The sequence below is a fragment of the Nocardioides sp. JCM 18998 genome (assembly GCF_055391535.1).
Genome location: NZ_AP043886.1, coordinates 4175637 through 4190370, shown reverse-complemented (window position 1 = coordinate 4190370; position 14734 = coordinate 4175637). Strand labels below are relative to the sequence as shown.

15 protein-coding genes are annotated in these 14734 nt (G+C 70.3%); 9 read left to right on the top strand and 6 right to left on the bottom strand.

The window, feature by feature from the left end; translation table 11 throughout:
- Complete coding sequence (locus ACZ5L9_RS19685; RefSeq protein ID WP_464531433.1) at window positions 1-786, bottom strand: alpha/beta hydrolase; 786 nt, start codon at window positions 784-786, stop codon at window positions 1-3.
- Window positions 787-823: 37 nt separating this feature from the next.
- Between ACZ5L9_RS19685 and ACZ5L9_RS19680 the strand changes: the two genes are divergently transcribed.
- From ACZ5L9_RS19680 to ACZ5L9_RS19670, 3 genes are read left to right on the top strand one after another with little or no spacing between them, the layout of a single operon-like run.
- Window positions 824-1567, top strand: a complete 744-nt coding sequence (locus tag ACZ5L9_RS19680) for a lysophospholipid acyltransferase family protein (protein ID WP_464531431.1) — start codon at window positions 824-826, stop codon at window positions 1565-1567.
- A gap of 6 nt (window positions 1568-1573) precedes the next feature.
- The gene (locus tag ACZ5L9_RS19675) at window positions 1574-2083 is read left to right on the top strand and encodes a flavin reductase family protein (RefSeq protein WP_464531426.1); all 510 of its coding nucleotides are present in this window, start codon (window positions 1574-1576) and stop codon (window positions 2081-2083) included.
- Window positions 2059-2973: a hypothetical protein gene (locus ACZ5L9_RS19670; protein ID WP_464531424.1), complete on the top strand. Its 915-nt coding sequence runs from the start codon at window positions 2059-2061 to the stop codon at window positions 2971-2973. The genes ACZ5L9_RS19675 and ACZ5L9_RS19670 overlap by 25 nt, the downstream gene beginning before the upstream one ends.
- A 32-nt stretch (window positions 2974-3005) precedes the next feature.
- On the opposite strand, the gene ACZ5L9_RS19665 is transcribed toward ACZ5L9_RS19670, so the two are convergent.
- From ACZ5L9_RS19665 to ACZ5L9_RS19650, 4 genes are all read right to left on the bottom strand, one after another.
- The gene (locus ACZ5L9_RS19665; protein ID WP_464531422.1) at window positions 3006-4316 is read right to left on the bottom strand and encodes an HNH endonuclease signature motif containing protein; all 1311 of its coding nucleotides are present in this window, start codon (window positions 4314-4316) and stop codon (window positions 3006-3008) included.
- A gap of 455 nt (window positions 4317-4771) precedes the next feature.
- Window positions 4772-5182, bottom strand: a complete 411-nt coding sequence (locus ACZ5L9_RS19660; RefSeq protein WP_464531420.1) for a CBS domain-containing protein — start codon at window positions 5180-5182, stop codon at window positions 4772-4774.
- Window positions 5183-5205: 23 nt separating this feature from the next.
- Window positions 5206-5871, bottom strand: a complete 666-nt coding sequence (locus ACZ5L9_RS19655; protein ID WP_464531416.1) for an enoyl-CoA hydratase-related protein — start codon at window positions 5869-5871, stop codon at window positions 5206-5208.
- A 56-nt stretch (window positions 5872-5927) separates the two neighbouring features.
- Window positions 5928-7142, bottom strand: a complete 1215-nt coding sequence (locus ACZ5L9_RS19650) for an endo-1,4-beta-xylanase (protein WP_464531414.1) — start codon at window positions 7140-7142, stop codon at window positions 5928-5930.
- Window positions 7143-7199: 57 nt separating this feature from the next.
- Between ACZ5L9_RS19650 and ACZ5L9_RS19645 the strand changes: the two genes are divergently transcribed.
- The 6 genes from ACZ5L9_RS19645 to ACZ5L9_RS19620 are packed head-to-tail and all read left to right on the top strand — an operon-like array spanning window position 7200 to window position 13116.
- Window positions 7200-8249: a S1C family serine protease gene (locus tag ACZ5L9_RS19645; RefSeq protein ID WP_464531412.1), complete on the top strand. Its 1050-nt coding sequence runs from the start codon at window positions 7200-7202 to the stop codon at window positions 8247-8249.
- Window positions 8250-8269: 20 nt separating this feature from the next.
- Window positions 8270-8602 carry a nitroreductase family protein gene (locus tag ACZ5L9_RS19640; RefSeq protein WP_464531410.1) on the top strand — a complete coding sequence of 111 codons (333 nt, stop codon included), beginning with the start codon at window positions 8270-8272 and terminating at the stop codon, window positions 8600-8602.
- Between the two features lie 37 nt (window positions 8603-8639).
- Complete coding sequence (locus ACZ5L9_RS19635; protein ID WP_464531408.1) at window positions 8640-10280, top strand: glycoside hydrolase family 13 protein; 1641 nt, start codon at window positions 8640-8642, stop codon at window positions 10278-10280.
- Between the two features lie 54 nt (window positions 10281-10334).
- Window positions 10335-11651, top strand: a complete 1317-nt coding sequence (locus tag ACZ5L9_RS19630) for a glycosyltransferase family 2 protein (RefSeq protein WP_464531406.1) — start codon at window positions 10335-10337, stop codon at window positions 11649-11651.
- On the top strand, window positions 11648-12169 hold the full coding sequence (locus ACZ5L9_RS19625) for a hypothetical protein (protein WP_464531404.1): 522 nt from the start codon (window positions 11648-11650) through the stop codon (window positions 12167-12169). Before ACZ5L9_RS19630 ends, ACZ5L9_RS19625 begins: the two co-directional genes overlap by 4 nt.
- A complete protein-coding gene (locus ACZ5L9_RS19620; RefSeq protein WP_464531402.1) occupies window positions 12169-13116 on the top strand; it encodes a pyridoxamine 5'-phosphate oxidase family protein in 948 nt (315 codons plus the stop codon). The genes ACZ5L9_RS19625 and ACZ5L9_RS19620 overlap by 1 nt, the downstream gene beginning before the upstream one ends.
- Here the strand turns inward: ACZ5L9_RS19620 and ACZ5L9_RS19615 are convergent, their stop codons facing one another.
- Window positions 13117-14676, bottom strand: a complete 1560-nt coding sequence (locus tag ACZ5L9_RS19615; protein WP_464531400.1) for an AMP-binding protein — start codon at window positions 14674-14676, stop codon at window positions 13117-13119.
- Window positions 14677-14734 lie beyond the last annotated feature (58 nt).

The following is a 14734-nucleotide window of genomic DNA, read 5'->3' as shown; positions in this document are numbered from 1 at the left end:
TCAGGCCGCGGTCACCTTCGCGATGAAAGCCGCCGACTCGTCGATGATCAGCTGGGCGTCGTTGTCCAGGGTGGCCACGTGGAAGCTGTTCTCCAGGCGACGGATCGTCACCGGCCCCGAGATCCGTGAGGTGATGAGGGGCTCGGAGGCCTCGTCCACGACATGGTCCTCGGTCGAGCGCAGGTAGAGCACGGGTGCCGTCACCTTCGGCAGGTCGGCGACCAGCTCGGGCCAGGCGCGGAACATCGTGTGCGCGGCCTTGAGCGGCGTACGGGTGTAGCCGTGCTCCTCCACGCCCGCCTTCTTGATGTCGCTGGCGATGCCCGGGAAGGACGGGAGGATGTGCTTGAGGATCGGCAGCAGCCGCACGTCGAGCCGCTTGGTCGCCACCGCCGGGTTGACCACGACGACCCCGGCCACGGTGTCGGCGTGATCGGCGGCCAGGCGCAGCATCAGCGCGCCGCCCATCGAGAGACCGCAGAGCGCCACGGCGTCGTTCTCGGCGCGCAGCTTCGCGAACGCCCGCGACACCTCGCCATACCAGTCCGACCAGCGGGTGGTGTTCATCTCCTGCCAGGTGGTGCCGTGTCCGGGCAGACGCGGCACCTCGATGCCGTACCCGAGCTCGGCGAGCGCGCGACCCCAGCCCACCATCGAGTGGGGCGATCCGGTGAAGCCGTGGGAGAGCAGCACGCCGATGCGCCGCCCGCCGGTGAGATCGGGCCTGGCGGGGATGGAGAGCGGGGCGTGCAGGTCGGCGCTGGCGGGCGAGCTCGGCTCAGGCATGCTCGGCATTCTGCACCAATCCCGATAGGGTCGAGGTGTGAATGAGAAGGCGTTCTACGCGGTCCTGAAGCACGTCGTCATCGGCCCGTGGCTCAAGCTCGTCTTCCGGCCGAAGTGGGAGGGCGTCGAGAACGTCCCCACCGACGGCCCCGCGATCCTCGCGAGCAATCACCTCTCCTACTCCGACTGGCTGTTCATGCCGCTCGGGCTGCCGCGGATGGTGCGGTTCGTGGCCAAGGACGAGTACTTCGTCCAGCCCGGCGTGGTCGGCTGGCTCAAGAAGACCTTCTTCGCCGGCACCGGCAACGTCCCGATCGACCGCTCCGGCGCCTCGGCCGCCGAGGGCGCGCTGATCGCCGCCCAGCGCGTGCTCAGCGAGGGGGAGCTCTTCGGCATCTACCCCGAGGGGACCCGCTCGCACGACGGCAAGCTGTACCGCGGCCGTACGGGCGTGGCGCGACTCGCGCTCGAGACCAAGGCTCCGGTCATCCCGGTCGCCGTGATCGGCACGAACGTGATCGCCCCGCCGGGCAAGGCGTTCGGCAAGATCGTCCGACCCGTCATCCGCTACGGCCGGCCGCTGGACTTCTCCCGCTACGACGGCATGGAGAACGACCGCTACATCCTGCGGGCCATCGCCGACGAGATCATGTACGAGATCCTGCGGCTCTCCGACCAGGAGTACGTCGACCTCTACGCGACCGACGCGAAGAAGCGTGACAAGGACGCCTCCGAGGCCGCCAAGGGCGAGGCGTCGAAGAAGTCCAAGCCCGCTGCGTGATCCGGCGTGAGCATCCACAGCTCGCATCCGTTCCCGACGTCGGACGATCCGGTCCGGCGGCTGCGCGGTCGGCTCGGCGGCGCCGTCGCACTGGTCACCTCCGGTGCCGGCGCGGAGCGTGTCGGCCTGACGGTCTCGTCGCTGATGGTCGCCGGCGGGACGCCGGCCGTCGCGCTGTTCCTCCTCGACCCGGACAGCGCGCTGGGGGAGTCGCTCGCGATCGGCTCCCGGGCCGTCGTGCAGCTGCTGGCGTGGCAGCACCGCGATCTGGCGGAGGCGTTCGCCGGGACCGCGCCGGCCCCGGGCGGGCCGTTCCGTACGGGCTCCTTCGCGGACTCTGACTGGGGCCCGCGGCTCGTCGACGCCACCGCCTGGACGTCGGTCACCGTGACCGATCTGCGCGAGGTCGGCTGGTCGCTCGAGGTCACTGCCGCGGTCGATGCGGTCGAGCTGGGATCGGACGACGACGCGCTCCAGCACCGTCGAGGGCGGTGGCAGCGGAGCCCGGGATCGTGAGCGTGCCGGACGGCCTGCTGAAGGTGGCCGAGGAGCTCTACGCGCTGGGGCTGGGTGAGTTCACCACGGCTCGGGACGCGCGCTCTCGCGAGCTCAAGGGCACCCCACTGGCCGGGCCGGTCAAGGCGCTGCGCAAGCCGTCGACCGCGGCCTGGGTGGTCGACCTCCTGGCCCGGCGCGAGCACGACCAGGTCAGCCAGATGATCGCCGTCGGCGAGGCACTGCGGCAGGCGCAGGAAGGTATGGATGCGACCGCGCTGCGGGAGCTGACCAAGCAGCGCCGACAGCTGACGGCGGCGCTGACGACCCGGGCCCGGGCGCTGGCCTCGTCGGCCGGGCTGACCGTGACCGGGCCGGTCGCCGAGCAGGTCGAGGAGACCCTGACCGCGGCGATGATCGACCCGGACGCGGCGCGGGCGGTCGGCTCCGGTCTCCTGGTGACGTCGCTGCGTGCCACCGGGGTCGGCCAGGTCGATGCGGCGGCCGCCGTTGCCGTTCCGGAGGCGCTCGGCTTCGCCGTCACCCCCGTGGACGCGCCGCCCGCGTTGCACGTCGTGCCCGACCCCGAGCCGGATCGCCGCGCGCTCGAGGAGGCGCAGGAGGCGCTCGCCGCGGCCGACGAGGAAGTGGCCCGCTCCTCGGCCGAGCGCGAGGAGTCGGCCGCCGAGGTGGAGCTGCTCAAGGCCCGTTCGCTCCAGGTCCAGTCCGAGCTCGACGAGCTGCGGCGCCGGATCGCCGAGCTCGAGGAGTCGGCGCGCGCGGTGGACGACGAGCTCTCCGACGCCGAGGATCTGCTGGCCGATGCGGAGTCGGCCGAGCGCGATGCGCAGCGGCGGCGGGGCGAGGCAGCGGACACCCTTCAGCGCCGCCGCGACCGCTCCTCCCGCTGACCCGGGGAGCGACGGTCGTGGTGGGGCGGGCCCTAGCCCGGTGGTCGAGGTGCGGGCTCCGGTGGTTGAGGTGCGAGCGCAGCGAGGCTCGAAACCCCGGTAGTCCCGGTGGGGTCGACGTGGAAGGTCTGGTGGTGGGGTGATCGCCAGAGGAACTTGCCGGGACTCAACTGGGTGTACCCCCAGCCGGCGTGGGTCTTGACCCGGTGGTGGAGCCGGCACAGGGGCGCCAGGTTCGCCGAGGTGGTGGTGCCGCCGTGTTCGTAGGGGTCGATGTGGTCCAGGTCCGCTGAGCGGGCGCTGCGGGTGCAGTGCGGGAAGACGCAGACCTGGTTGCGCAGCACGATCTGCTCCCGCAGGGTCACTGAGGGCTGGTAGCCGCTCGAGGTGATCTCGGTGTTGAGGTCGATCACCGGCCGAATGCTCACTGTCGTGCCGGGGCGGGTGAGCCACGACTGGAGGCGGTCGCTCCCGACCATGTAGTCGCCGGAGCCGTGCTCGACCTGAGCCACCTCCCGCTCGGCCGCGTCCAGGTGGACGTACAGGGTCGCAGTGCTGCCGCCAGTGGTGATCTCTCCGGTGGTCAGGTCGAGTCCGAGCTCGCGTCGCGCGATCTCACCCACCGCCAACGCACGCCGCACGCCCAACGACTCCTCCGAGCCTGCCAACAGCAGGGCGTGCGCGGCGCGGCCGATCGCGGTCTCGAAGTCGCGGGCATCCACCACATCCAGGGATGCACTCAGCCCGGCGCAGCCGCCGGTGACGTCGCGGTCATGGACGCTGACGTGGCGGTGCTCGGCAGCAGCGAGCTCGTCGGCGTGGGCCTGTTCGGGGTCGAAGCGTCGGATCGCGTCGGTCACGAGCCGCTCCAGTCGGGCGGGACCGATCTTGTGCGCGACCGGTGCGACCTGGGCATCCACCCAGGCTGCCGCGTCCGGGGGCAGGGTGAGGGTCTGGGATGCGATCTGGCGGGCTTTGAACGGCTCCAGAGGTCCCGACACTATCCTCGCCCACACGAGTGGCAGTCGGTGACGCAGTTCCAGGACGGTGCCGAGCCAGATCCGTGTGGAGTCGGCGGAGCGTCCCAGGGCGGTGGCGAGCTCGGCGACGGCGAACTCCGCCACCAGCGGCGCCCCCTCGCCCGCGATCGCGAGCTCGTGGTCGGTGCCGGGCACCGTCATCGCCCGGTCCAGGGAGTCGGTCGAGTGCAGGTCAGCCCACGCGAGCGCGTCAAGCATGAGCCGGATCTCGGCCTGGCGGGCGTCCTCACGCGCCGCGCCCATCGCACGCAGGAGCCCGGCCGGGGTGTCCCGGTCGAGATCCTGGATCGGTGCGGTGGTCATGGTTCGAATCTACGGAAGGGGTCTGACAGTTTCGGGTCCTTGGTGGCCGTTCAGCAGATGAATTTCGAACAACTCGGCTCTGCCCTTCGGACTGTGCCACGGGGCTAGTGGCCCGACGGAACGGTGCTCTCGGCACCTGCTGTGTCAAGACACTCGAGTGGCACCCGCGGTGCCGCTCTTCCCTTGAATTCTCTGGCTGGAACCGTCGCCTCCGCTACGCAAGCCACCCACCGGCGGCTGCCGGTGCGCGGGTTGCGTGCGTACGGCCTGCTGGCGATCACGAAGACGAACAAGAGAAGCGTGGTACAGCGGGTGCCACCTACCTGTCTTGGCACAGACCGCGCTGAGAGCACCGTTCCGTCGGGCCACCATCCGTGTGGTCCCGTTCAACGACAAAGACGGAGGCCCGAATCAACCGTGACGCAGGCCCGAATCAACGGTGACGGAGGCCTGACTCAACGGTGGGTGGCCTGGCGTTCGGCGCGCATCGCGGCGACGCCCTCGTCGGTGCAGAAGCCCGTACGGGATCGCTTGAGGCACAGCAGGCCGAGCAGGTGCATCTGGTCGTCGACGACCGCGATGCGACGCAGACGAGTGCCGGCCATCGCCGCGCGCAGCGGCTCGAGGGGCTCCTCGGGGGAGACGGTCCGGCCGTCGAGCCGACCGGCGTCGCGCGCTGGTGCCGCGAGGTCGGTGCGGCCCGCGAGGTCGTCCCGTGTGACGGTGCTGACCAGGACGTCGTTCTCGACCAGCACCAGCAGATGGGTCTTCGCACGCGCCGCGAAGACCGCCTGCGCGTCGCCGACGGTCAGGTCGACGCCGTGGACGGTCGGGTGCCGCAGCATCGCGGACCCGACCGTCTCCATGGTGCCTATCGAAGCAGACCCGCTCAGTCGGCGGCGGTCGCGCCCAGGACGGCGGCCGGGCCGGCGTACATCGTCGCCTTGATCGCGGACAGCGTCGCCGGGTCCTTGCCCGCCAGGGGCGCGACGATCGCGAGCGCCGCCGAGAGCACCTCGTCCTCGCTCGCGGTGGCGTCGACGATCCCCGCGGCGGCCGCCTCCTCGCCGCCGTAGCGGCGGCCTGTGGTCATCGCGTCGTTGGCCGCACGCGGACTCAGCTTCGCCTGGATCAGCGCCGCCATGCCGGTGGTGAACGGGATCTGGATGTCGACCTCGGGCAGGCAGAAGTAGCCGCGGTCGGCCCGCATCACGCGCCAGTCGTGGGACAGTGCGAGCATCGCGCCGGCGGCGAAGGCGTGACCGTTGATGGCGGCGACCGTCGGTACCCCGAGGGTGAGGACGCGCGCGAAGACGCGCTCGACGCGGGCGGCGTACGGGACGAACTGGTCCATGTTCTGGCTGACCCAGTCCAGGTCGAGACCCGAGGAGTACTGCTTGCCGTCGCCGACCGTGACCAGCGGGGCCGGGTTGGCGGCGATCTCGTCGAGCGCCGCCTCGACGGCGGTGAGCCAGTCGAGGGAGAAGCGGTTCTCGTCGTCGCCGAGGCGCAGGACGTGCATGCCGTCGACGCTGGTGAGCGCGGGGGTTCCCATGGATCGAAGCTCCTTGTATGTCGCGAAGTTACTGAAGAGTAGAGCGTGGCCCTCGCTCAGGCCACGGTGACCGTCTGATCGACGCCCTCGCCGGTGACGCGATAGTCGCCGGCCCAGCCGGTGATGGTGACGCGCCCGGCCTCGTCGGTGCGCGCGGAGGCAGGGGCCGCCCACCACTCGTCGCGGATGAGCCGCTTGAGGGTGTCGTACCCGGGCTTGGGCGTGCCATCGGGGCGGACCAGTCCCGCCGGAGCGCCCAGCCAGGCGCCGGTGTCTGGCAGGCCCCAGTAGGTGATGGCCTCGACCGCGGGGTGCGAGGTGAGCGCGCGGTAGTGCCGTTCCAGCTCCTCGGCCTGCCGCGCCTCACCCTCGGGCGTGCTCGGCCACGACTCCGGCCGGTAGTCGTTGAGGTCCTCGATGTGCGACGGCATGAGATCGCCGGAGAGCAGCGTGGTCTCGGTCCAGTGCAGCGGCAGGCCGTAGCGGGCGAACCGGTCGCAGATGTCGAGCACCCGCTCCTCGCCCCAGTAGCCCTGGTGCATGTGGCTCTGCAGGCCGATCGCGTCGATCGGGATCTGTGCCTCGAGCAGGCCCTCGATGAGGCACTCGTACGCGGTTCCGAGGTTGAAGTCGTTGATCAGCAGCGTCGCCGACGGGTTGGCCGCGCGGGCCTCCTCGAAGACCATCCGGGCGGTCGCGATCCGGCCACGCTCGCGGCAGAACCGGCTGAGCGCGTTCGGGCCGACGTCGCCCTCGAGCGCCGCCTCGTTGGAGAAGACCGGCATGATCACGACCTCATTGATCACGTCCCAGGTGTCGATCAGGCCGGCGAAGGCGGGAACGTCGCGCCGGATCCGGGCGCGGTACGCCGCCTCGACCTCGTCCGTGGACAGCCCCTGCAGCCAGGTCGGGGCGAGCGTGTGCCATGCGAGCGGATGCCCCTTGACCCGTACGCCGCGCTCGATGAACCACTCCGCCGTCTTGAGCAGGCGCGCGGTGTCGGGCCGGCCCCGCTCGCCCTCGAAGCGCTGCCAGTAGAACGGCAGCGTCGCGGTGTTGAACACGTCGAGCCACAGGTCGGCGAGCGCCCGCGCCGTTCCGTCGGGGTCGCTCTGATCGACGTCCTCGGCGTTGGCGAGGTCGACGAGCTCGAAGCCGATGTTGCCGAAGCCGAACGCCTGGGAGACCTGGGTGACGCTCACGGCGGTGTCGGAGAGGGGGCGACCGTCGGGGTGGGTGAGGACGACGTCGCGTGCGATGGATCGGGTCACGGCGCCGACCGTACCGAAGGGCTGGCGGGGGTGCTGCCGGTGCGGTTGCATGGAGGCATGACGAGACGCGATCTCTCGGTGATGGGCATCGTCGGCGTGGTCGGCGGACTGATCGGGGCGGGAGTGCTCGCGCTGATCGGCTGGGCGGGGGGATGGTTCGACCAGAGCACGGCCGGCGCGTGCGAGGTCGTCCCGGTGGCCGACCGGGTGCTGCCGTCGGTGGTGACGCTGGCGGTGCAGACGTCCGACGGGGGCGGCACCGGATCCGGCTTCGTCTACCGGCTCGCCAACGGTGACGACGTCGTCGTCACCAACGCGCACGTGATCAACCCGTCCACCGGGGGCACCGTCTCCTCGGTCGTGCTGACCTACTCCGACGGCCGCACCAGCGAGGCCACGATCGACGGCGTCGACACCGTCACGGACCTGGCCGTCGTCACGCCGCGCGACGCCGACCACAACGCACCCGCGATCCGGGTCGGCGACTCCGGCGATCTCAGAGTCGGTGCGCCGGTGGTCGCGCTCGGCGCGCCGCTCGGGCTCAACTCGACGGTGACCAGCGGCATCGTCAGCGCCACCAACCGGTACGTCCGGGTGCCCACCCAGGCCGGCGCCGCGCACCTCGTCGGGGCGATCCAGACCGACGCCGCGATCAACCCCGGCAACAGCGGCGGCGCGCTGGTCGACTGCCGGTCACGTCTGGTCGGGATCAACTCGGCCGGCGCCGCGCCCACCGGTGACACGGGCAGCGTCGGCCTCGGCTTCGCCATCCCGATCACGCTGGCCCGCCCGCTGATCCAGGAGCTCGCCGACCACGGCCGCGTCGCGCACCCGACCCTCGGCCTGCAGGTCGTCTCGATCCCCGCCGAGATGCAGGCGAGCGCCGGCGGCGCGGTCGGCATCACCGCCGTCGACGACGGCGGACCGGCCGCTACCGCCGGGCTGCAGAGCGGCGATGTCCTGCTGTCGGTGGACGGCCACAGCGTCAGCACGGCGGACGACGTCACCCAGATCGAGATCGGGCTCACCATCGGCGACTCGGTCCCGGTGCACGTCCTGCGGGCGGGGGAGCAGAAGACGGTCGACGTGACCGTCGCGGCCTCGTGAGCGGTCCCTAGGCTCGACGCATGGGACCGACCGAGCTCGCCGCGTTGATCCGCCGTCCGGCGACCCGCCGTTTCGACTCCGCGCGACCGGTCGGGCAGGAGAGCATCGCCGCCATCGTCGAGGCGGCCCGCTGGACGGGGTCGGCGCGCAACCGACAGCCGTGGCGCTTCGTCGAGGTCCGATCCCGCGACGTGCTTCGCCGGCTCGCCGACGGCTGGGTGCCGCGCCACGTCCTCGCCCTCGGCCACCCGGCGCCGCGCGATCCGGTGGCGGGGCCTCGGCACGGCACCAGTGCGGTGCCGGTGGGGCGGCTCGACGTCCGGGAAATTCTGATCACGATCCCGGAGTCCTAACCTGGAACGACCCTTGCTCGACTCAGGAGGCGTTCGCATGCAGCAGGACCAGGCCATCACCGACTGGTGGCGTACCGCGGTGGTCTACCAGGTCTACATCCGTTCCTTCGCGGACGGGAACGGCGACGGCATCGGCGACATCGCCGGCCTGCGCAGTCGGCTGCCCTACCTGCGCTCGCTCGGGATCGACGCGATCTGGATCAATCCGTGGTACCCCTCGCCGCAGATCGACGCGGGCTACGACGTCTCCGACTACCGGGCCATCGAGCCGGCCTACGGTGACATCGCCGAGGCCGAGCAGCTGATCGCGGAGGCGCACGCCGCCGGCATCAAGGTCGTGCTCGACATCGTGCCGAACCACACCTCGTGGGAGCACCCCTGGTTCAAGGCGGCCATCGCGGGTGACGAGGCCGCCCGTGCGCGCTACCTCTTCCGCCCCGGCAAGGGCGAGCACGGCGAGCTGCCGCCCAACGACTGGGAGGCGATCTTCGGTGGCCCGGCCTGGACCCGATCCACCGACCCGGACGGCACCCCGGGGGACTGGTACTGCCATCTCTTCGCTCCCGCCCAGCCCGACCTCGACTGGACCAACCCCGAGGTGATCGCGGAGTTCGAGGACATCCTGCGGTTCTGGTTCGACAAGGGTGCCGACGGCTTCCGGATCGACGTGGCGCACGGACTCGCCAAGGAGCCGGGACTGCCCGACGCCGGGCCGCGTACCGGCCGTAAGGACCGGGTCGACCACCCGGCCTGGGACCAGGACGGCGTGCACCCGATCTACCGGGGCTGGCGCCGCGTCGCCGACGAGTACGACGACCGCGTGTTCGTCGCCGAGGCCTGGGTCGAGGGCAACGACCGGCTCGCGCGCTACCTGCGTCCCGACGAGCTGCACACCGCGTTCCAGTTCGACTTCCTACAGGCGCCGTTCGTCGCCTCGGTGATGAAGGCGACGATCGACGACGCCCGGGCCGCCGCGGCCGCCGTCGGCGCCCCCGCGACCTGGGTGCTCTCCAACCACGACGTCGTGCGGCACGCCACCCGCTACGCCCGGCCCCAGCCCGACCACGCGGTCTCCTCGATCTGGGAGCAGGCCCGCTGGCACGAGGGTGCTCCGGACCTGGCCCTCGGACTGCGCCGAGCCCGCGCGGCCGCGCTGCTCACCCTCGGCCTGCCGGGCACCGCGTACGTCTACCAGGGCGAGGAGCTCGGCCTCCCGGAGTACGAGGCGATGCCGGCCGAGGCTCGCCAGGACCCGGCGATCGCGCAGAGCGGCGGCGTCCAGATCGGCCGCGACGGCTGCCGCGTGCCGCTCCCGTGGTCGGGCACCGAGGCTCCGTACGGATTCAGTGAGGGGGGCCGTGACGGCGTCACGACCTGGCTGCCGCAGCCGGCCGGCTGGGGTCACTACGCCGCCAGCGCCCAGGAGGCGGACGACGACTCGACCCTTCACCTCTACCGCTCAGCGCTCGACCTGCGCAGCAAGTGGCTGGTGGGAGAGGAGTTCGCATGGGTGCCGTCGCCCGAGGGAACGCTCGCCTTCGCGCGGGGCAGCCTGCAGGTGTGGTTCAACACCTCGGGTACGGCGATCACGCTGCCGGGCGAGCTGCTGCTCGGCTCCGACCCCGAGGCCGCGCCGGGCCGGCTCCCCAGCGACGCGGCGGCGTGGGTGCGCGTCTGAGACGCGAGGGCCACAGGTCCTTGAAGGGTCCTGGGTACCAACTACGTTGGTCGCATGCCGACCACGACCGGTGAGTGGTTCATCCAGATCCTGATCTTCATCCTCGTCGCCTACCCGATCGTCGGCGGGCTGGCGTTCCTGGTCTCGAGCCTGTACTACCACCTGTTCCGGGAGAGGAAGGACCTTCCGCGCTACCTCGAGCACGGAGAGCCCTTCGTCTCGATCCTCGTGCCGGCGCACAACGAGGAGACGTCGATCGAGAACACGATCCGCTACCTCAAGACGAAGCTGAACTATCCGGCGGACCGCTTCGAGATCATCGTCGTCGACGACGCGTCCACGGACAGGACCAGCGAGATCCTCGTCAGCCTCCAGGAGGAGTACGAGGATCTCCGGGTCATCACGATCGTGCGGAACCGGGGCAAGGCGCACGCCTTCAACGTCGCCCTCGGCTTCGCGCGCGGCGACTTCCTGCTGTCGAACGATGCCGACACCCGGCCGAACCCCGATGCGCTGTGGCAGTACCTGTCCTACTTCGAGCGCAAGGGTGGGCAGAACGTCGGCGCTGTCACCGGCAACATGCTCGCCGCGAACCGTACGACGATCGCCGCGCTCGCCCAGCAGAACGAGCTCAACTCGATCATCGGGCTGATCAAGCGCTCGCAGATGTCGTACGGCGCGCTCTTCGCGTTCTCGGGCGCGAACACGATGTACCGCAAGGAGGCGGTGCTCGACGTGGGCGGCTGGCACGCCGAGCAGCCGACCGAGGACATCGCCAACGCCTGGGACATGCAGGCCCATGGCTGGCGCGCGCTGTTCGCGGCCCACGTCCGGTTCTTCCTCGACGTTCCCGAGCAGACGAGGTCCCTGGTCAAGCAGCGCAAGCGCTGGTCCTCGGGCGGCATCTACGTGCTGTTCTCCAAGGGGCCGAGGCTGTGGCGGCACCCGATCCGGAACTGGCAGATGATGCCGGTCATCACCGACTACGCGATCAGCGTGGTGTGGAGCGTCTTCTACTGGATCTCGATGGCGCTGTTCCTGCTCAGCCAGCTCTTCTTCGCGCTCACCCAGGACTGGGAGCGGTTCCGGCACAACTGGGACATGGTCGGCATCTTCGTCGCGATCGAGATGGTCGTCGGCGTCGCGCAGCTGACGGTGGCGTCGTACTACAACGATCGCGGCCGGACGCTGAAGTACGTCTTCTTCGCCCCCTGGTACATGCTCATCTACTGGATGGTGAACACCTACACCGTCGTGGTGGAGCTGATCCCGACGCTCGCCAAGGTCTGGTCGATGCGTGACGGTGGGACCTGGAAGTCGCCTGAGCGCTCGGCGAGCCTGACCGGACCCTCGCGGGGCGGTCGGCCGTGAGCACCCAGCAGGACCGGCCGGCGCCGGACTACGTGACCAACACCGTCGAGGAACGCGACGTGACGGTGGACTGGTTCTTCGGCAAGGGACATCTCGGCAAGACGATCGGGCAGGGCGTGCTCGGGCTGATCGGTTGGTTCTTCGCGATCCTGCCGATCGTGATCACCGAGTCGGCGCTGGTCCACCGCGATGACTCGGGCGGCTGGTGGAACTACCGCGAGGGCTTCGCGATGTGGGACGTCACCATCAAGACCCTCGGGTTCCTGCTGGTCGTCTTCGTGATCTGGTTCTTCTCCCTCTACCTCCTCTACCGACGCAAGGCCCGCGACGAGAACGACGAGAAGTCCTTCGACGAGGAGAAGCTGGCCCTGCGGCTCGCGCTCGCGCGCGACCTCTACACGAGCAAGTACGGCGATGAGGAGCTGCGGATGCGGCAGCAGACCATCCGGATCGAGCCGTACGCCGACTTCGAGACCTTCGAGCTGCGCGACCTTTACCGAGCCCACGGAGTCGACTGATGACACTGTCCGCCGCTGACAGCCTGCTGCTCGAGTCGATGAAGCAGCGTGAACTCACGTTGAAGCGGCGCCAGCGGGCGGCCAGCGCGATCTACGTCGAGGCGCGCCGCTACCGCCTGTTGCTGGTCGTCGCCAACGCTGTGTTCGTCGGGGCGGTGTTCTTCCTCCTGCTGCTCTGCAGCTTCTGGCTGATCGGAGGTGAGGGGGGCCGTGGGTGGCTCAGTGCGCTTGTCGGCGCAGCCGTCGCGGGGCTCCTGGCGTGGATCGTGGGTCCGTCGGTCGTCGGATACAGCCGACTCGGCCGGATGCTGCTGCGACGTAAGGACGAGCAACTCAACCTCAAGTACAGCGGTGACCTGTACGCCGGTCAGAGGTGGGCGCAGTTCTACTATCGCGGCGAAGAGATCTCGCCCTACATCGGCCAGATCCTGTACTTGATCGATGCCCAGAACGCGTTCGACTCGGTGGACGATGCGCTCGCCTTCGCGAAGGCACACAGCCATGTGGATCCGGTGTATCCGGAGCACGGCCTCGCGCTCTTCAACGAGGTGGCCGATCAGACGAACCTCATGGTCCTGTCGAGCACCGATGCCCAGGGCAAGCCCTCGACCCGCTACATGGGCTTCGTCCGCACGGAGCGCCCCGGGGTCTGGTACGCCGCCACCGCTCCGGACGCACCCAAGGTGCACGAGCTCGACCTCGGCCGGGTCGCGCTGATCACCTCACCGACCGCTGAGGGTGCGACCATCACCAGCAATCGGCTGAGTATCCGCCGAGCAGAGGCTGCGTTCGACGAGATCGTGCAGCTCTACCGCGAGCAGCTCCCGCGCTACCTCGAGGGGATGACCGAGGACGACCAGCGCCAGGAGCTGGTCTACGAGATCACGCTCGCGACGGCGAAGGTCGACACCTGGGTCGACCACGGGCTCGCCGTGTTCGATCGGTGATCAGTTGACCTGGCGATCGCGATCGGCCCAGTAGGGCGCCCGCAGCTTGAACTTCTGCAGCTTGCCGGTGGCCGTACGGGCGAGGCTGTCGCGCAGCTCCACCACGGTGGGTGACTTGTAGCCGGCGAGCCGCTCCTTGCACCACGCGATCACCTCCTGCTCGGTGATGGCTGCGCCGGGGGCGGGCACCACCAACGCCAGGATCGTCTCGCCCCACTTCTCGCTGGGGATGCCGATCACCGCCACCTCGGCCACCGCGGGGTGGCTGAAGATGATGTCCTCGACCTCGATGCTCGAGACGTTCTCACCGCCGGTGATGATCACGTCCTTCTTGCGGTCGCTGATGGTCAGGTAGCCGTCGTCGCCCAGGGTGCCGCCGTCGCCGGTGTGGAACCAGCCGTCGCGCAGCGCCGCCGCGCTCTCCTCGGGCTTGTCCCAGTAGCCCTCGAGCACCACGTTGGAGCGGGCGAGCACCTCGCCGCTGTCGTCGACGCGGAGCGTCGCCCCGAGGGCCGGAGCGCCGGCGCGGGTGAGCAGCGTGGCGCGCTCGTGCGGGTCGAGGTCGTCCCACTCGGCGCGGGTCCGGTTGATCGTCAGCAGCGGGCTGGTCTCGGTGAGGCCGTAGATCTGGATGAACTCCCAGCCGAGCTCCTCCTGCACCCGTACGACGGTCTTGGTCGGCGGCGGCGCCCCGGCCATGATGATCCGGACCCGGTCGCGTCCGGGGATCTCGCCCTCCCACGTCTGGGCGGCGTCGAGGACGGCGGCGGCGACCGCAGGGGCGGCGCACATCACGGTGACGCCGTGGTCCCGGACCCGGCGCAGGATCTCGGCACCGTCGACCTTGCGCAGCACGATCTGCCGGATGCCGAGGCCGGTGGTGGCGAACGGCATGCCCCAGCCGTTGGCGTGGAACATCGGCAGCGTGTGCAGGTAGACGTCGCGGTCGGTGAGGCCGGCGTGCAGCGCGAACGTGGTCGCGTTGGTCCAGATGTTGCGGTGGGTGATCTGCACGCCCTTGGGCCGCGCGGTGGTGCCGGAGGTGTAGTTGATCGTCGCGGTGGCGTTCTCGTCGTGCTCCCACGGCCGCGGCTCGGGGCCGCCGTCCTCCGGTGCCGGGGCGAGCAGGCTCTCGTCGTCGCCGAGCACGAACCGCATCTCGGCGGTGACGCCGGCCAGCGCCGCGTCGATCTCCGGGTCGACCCACAGCACCCGTGCCCCGGACTGCTCCACGATGTAGCGGACCTCGTCGGGGGAGAGCCGGAAGTTGATCGGCACCAGGATCCGGCCGTAGCCGGCGACGCCGAAGAACGCGGTCAGCAGCCGGGCGGAGTTGTGGCTGACCACCGCGACGCGCTCGCCGGGCAGCACGCCCAGCTGGTCGAGTCGCGCGGCCATCCGGGCCGCGAGCCGCCGCATCTCGCCGTAGGTGATCTCGCCACTCGTGTCGCTGCCGAACGGCGTCGCGGGCTGCTCCGGCTCGTCGACGACGCCGACCCGGTCGCCGTAGACGAACGCGCCGCGCTCGATGAAGTCGGCCACGCTGAACGGTACGAACATCCACGCCTCCAGAGGTGAGCCACGTCTCAGCTGCTGCGAGCGTAGCGCTCCCCGCGTG

What these genes read in the sequence shown, in the direction of transcription:
- ACZ5L9_RS19635 (WP_464531408.1), top strand. Translation starts at nt 8,640, where the DNA reads ATGCAGCAGGACCAGGCCATCACCGACTGGTGGCGTACCGCGGTGGTC.
- ACZ5L9_RS19685 (WP_464531433.1), bottom strand. Translation starts at nt 786, where the DNA reads ATGCCTGAGCCGAGCTCGCCCGCCAGCGCCGACCTGCACGCCCCGCTC.
- ACZ5L9_RS19640 (WP_464531410.1), top strand. Translation starts at nt 8,270, where the DNA reads ATGGGACCGACCGAGCTCGCCGCGTTGATCCGCCGTCCGGCGACCCGC.
- ACZ5L9_RS19655 (WP_464531416.1), bottom strand. Translation starts at nt 5,871, where the DNA reads ATGGGAACCCCCGCGCTCACCAGCGTCGACGGCATGCACGTCCTGCGC.
- ACZ5L9_RS19645 (WP_464531412.1), top strand. Translation starts at nt 7,200, where the DNA reads ATGACGAGACGCGATCTCTCGGTGATGGGCATCGTCGGCGTGGTCGGC.
- ACZ5L9_RS19630 (WP_464531406.1), top strand. Translation starts at nt 10,335, where the DNA reads ATGCCGACCACGACCGGTGAGTGGTTCATCCAGATCCTGATCTTCATC.
- ACZ5L9_RS19660 (WP_464531420.1), bottom strand. Translation starts at nt 5,182, where the DNA reads ATGGAGACGGTCGGGTCCGCGATGCTGCGGCACCCGACCGTCCACGGC.
- ACZ5L9_RS19620 (WP_464531402.1), top strand. Translation starts at nt 12,169, where the DNA reads ATGACACTGTCCGCCGCTGACAGCCTGCTGCTCGAGTCGATGAAGCAG.
- ACZ5L9_RS19615 (WP_464531400.1), bottom strand. Translation starts at nt 14,676, where the DNA reads ATGTTCGTACCGTTCAGCGTGGCCGACTTCATCGAGCGCGGCGCGTTC.
- ACZ5L9_RS19665 (WP_464531422.1), bottom strand. Translation starts at nt 4,316, where the DNA reads ATGACCACCGCACCGATCCAGGATCTCGACCGGGACACCCCGGCCGGG.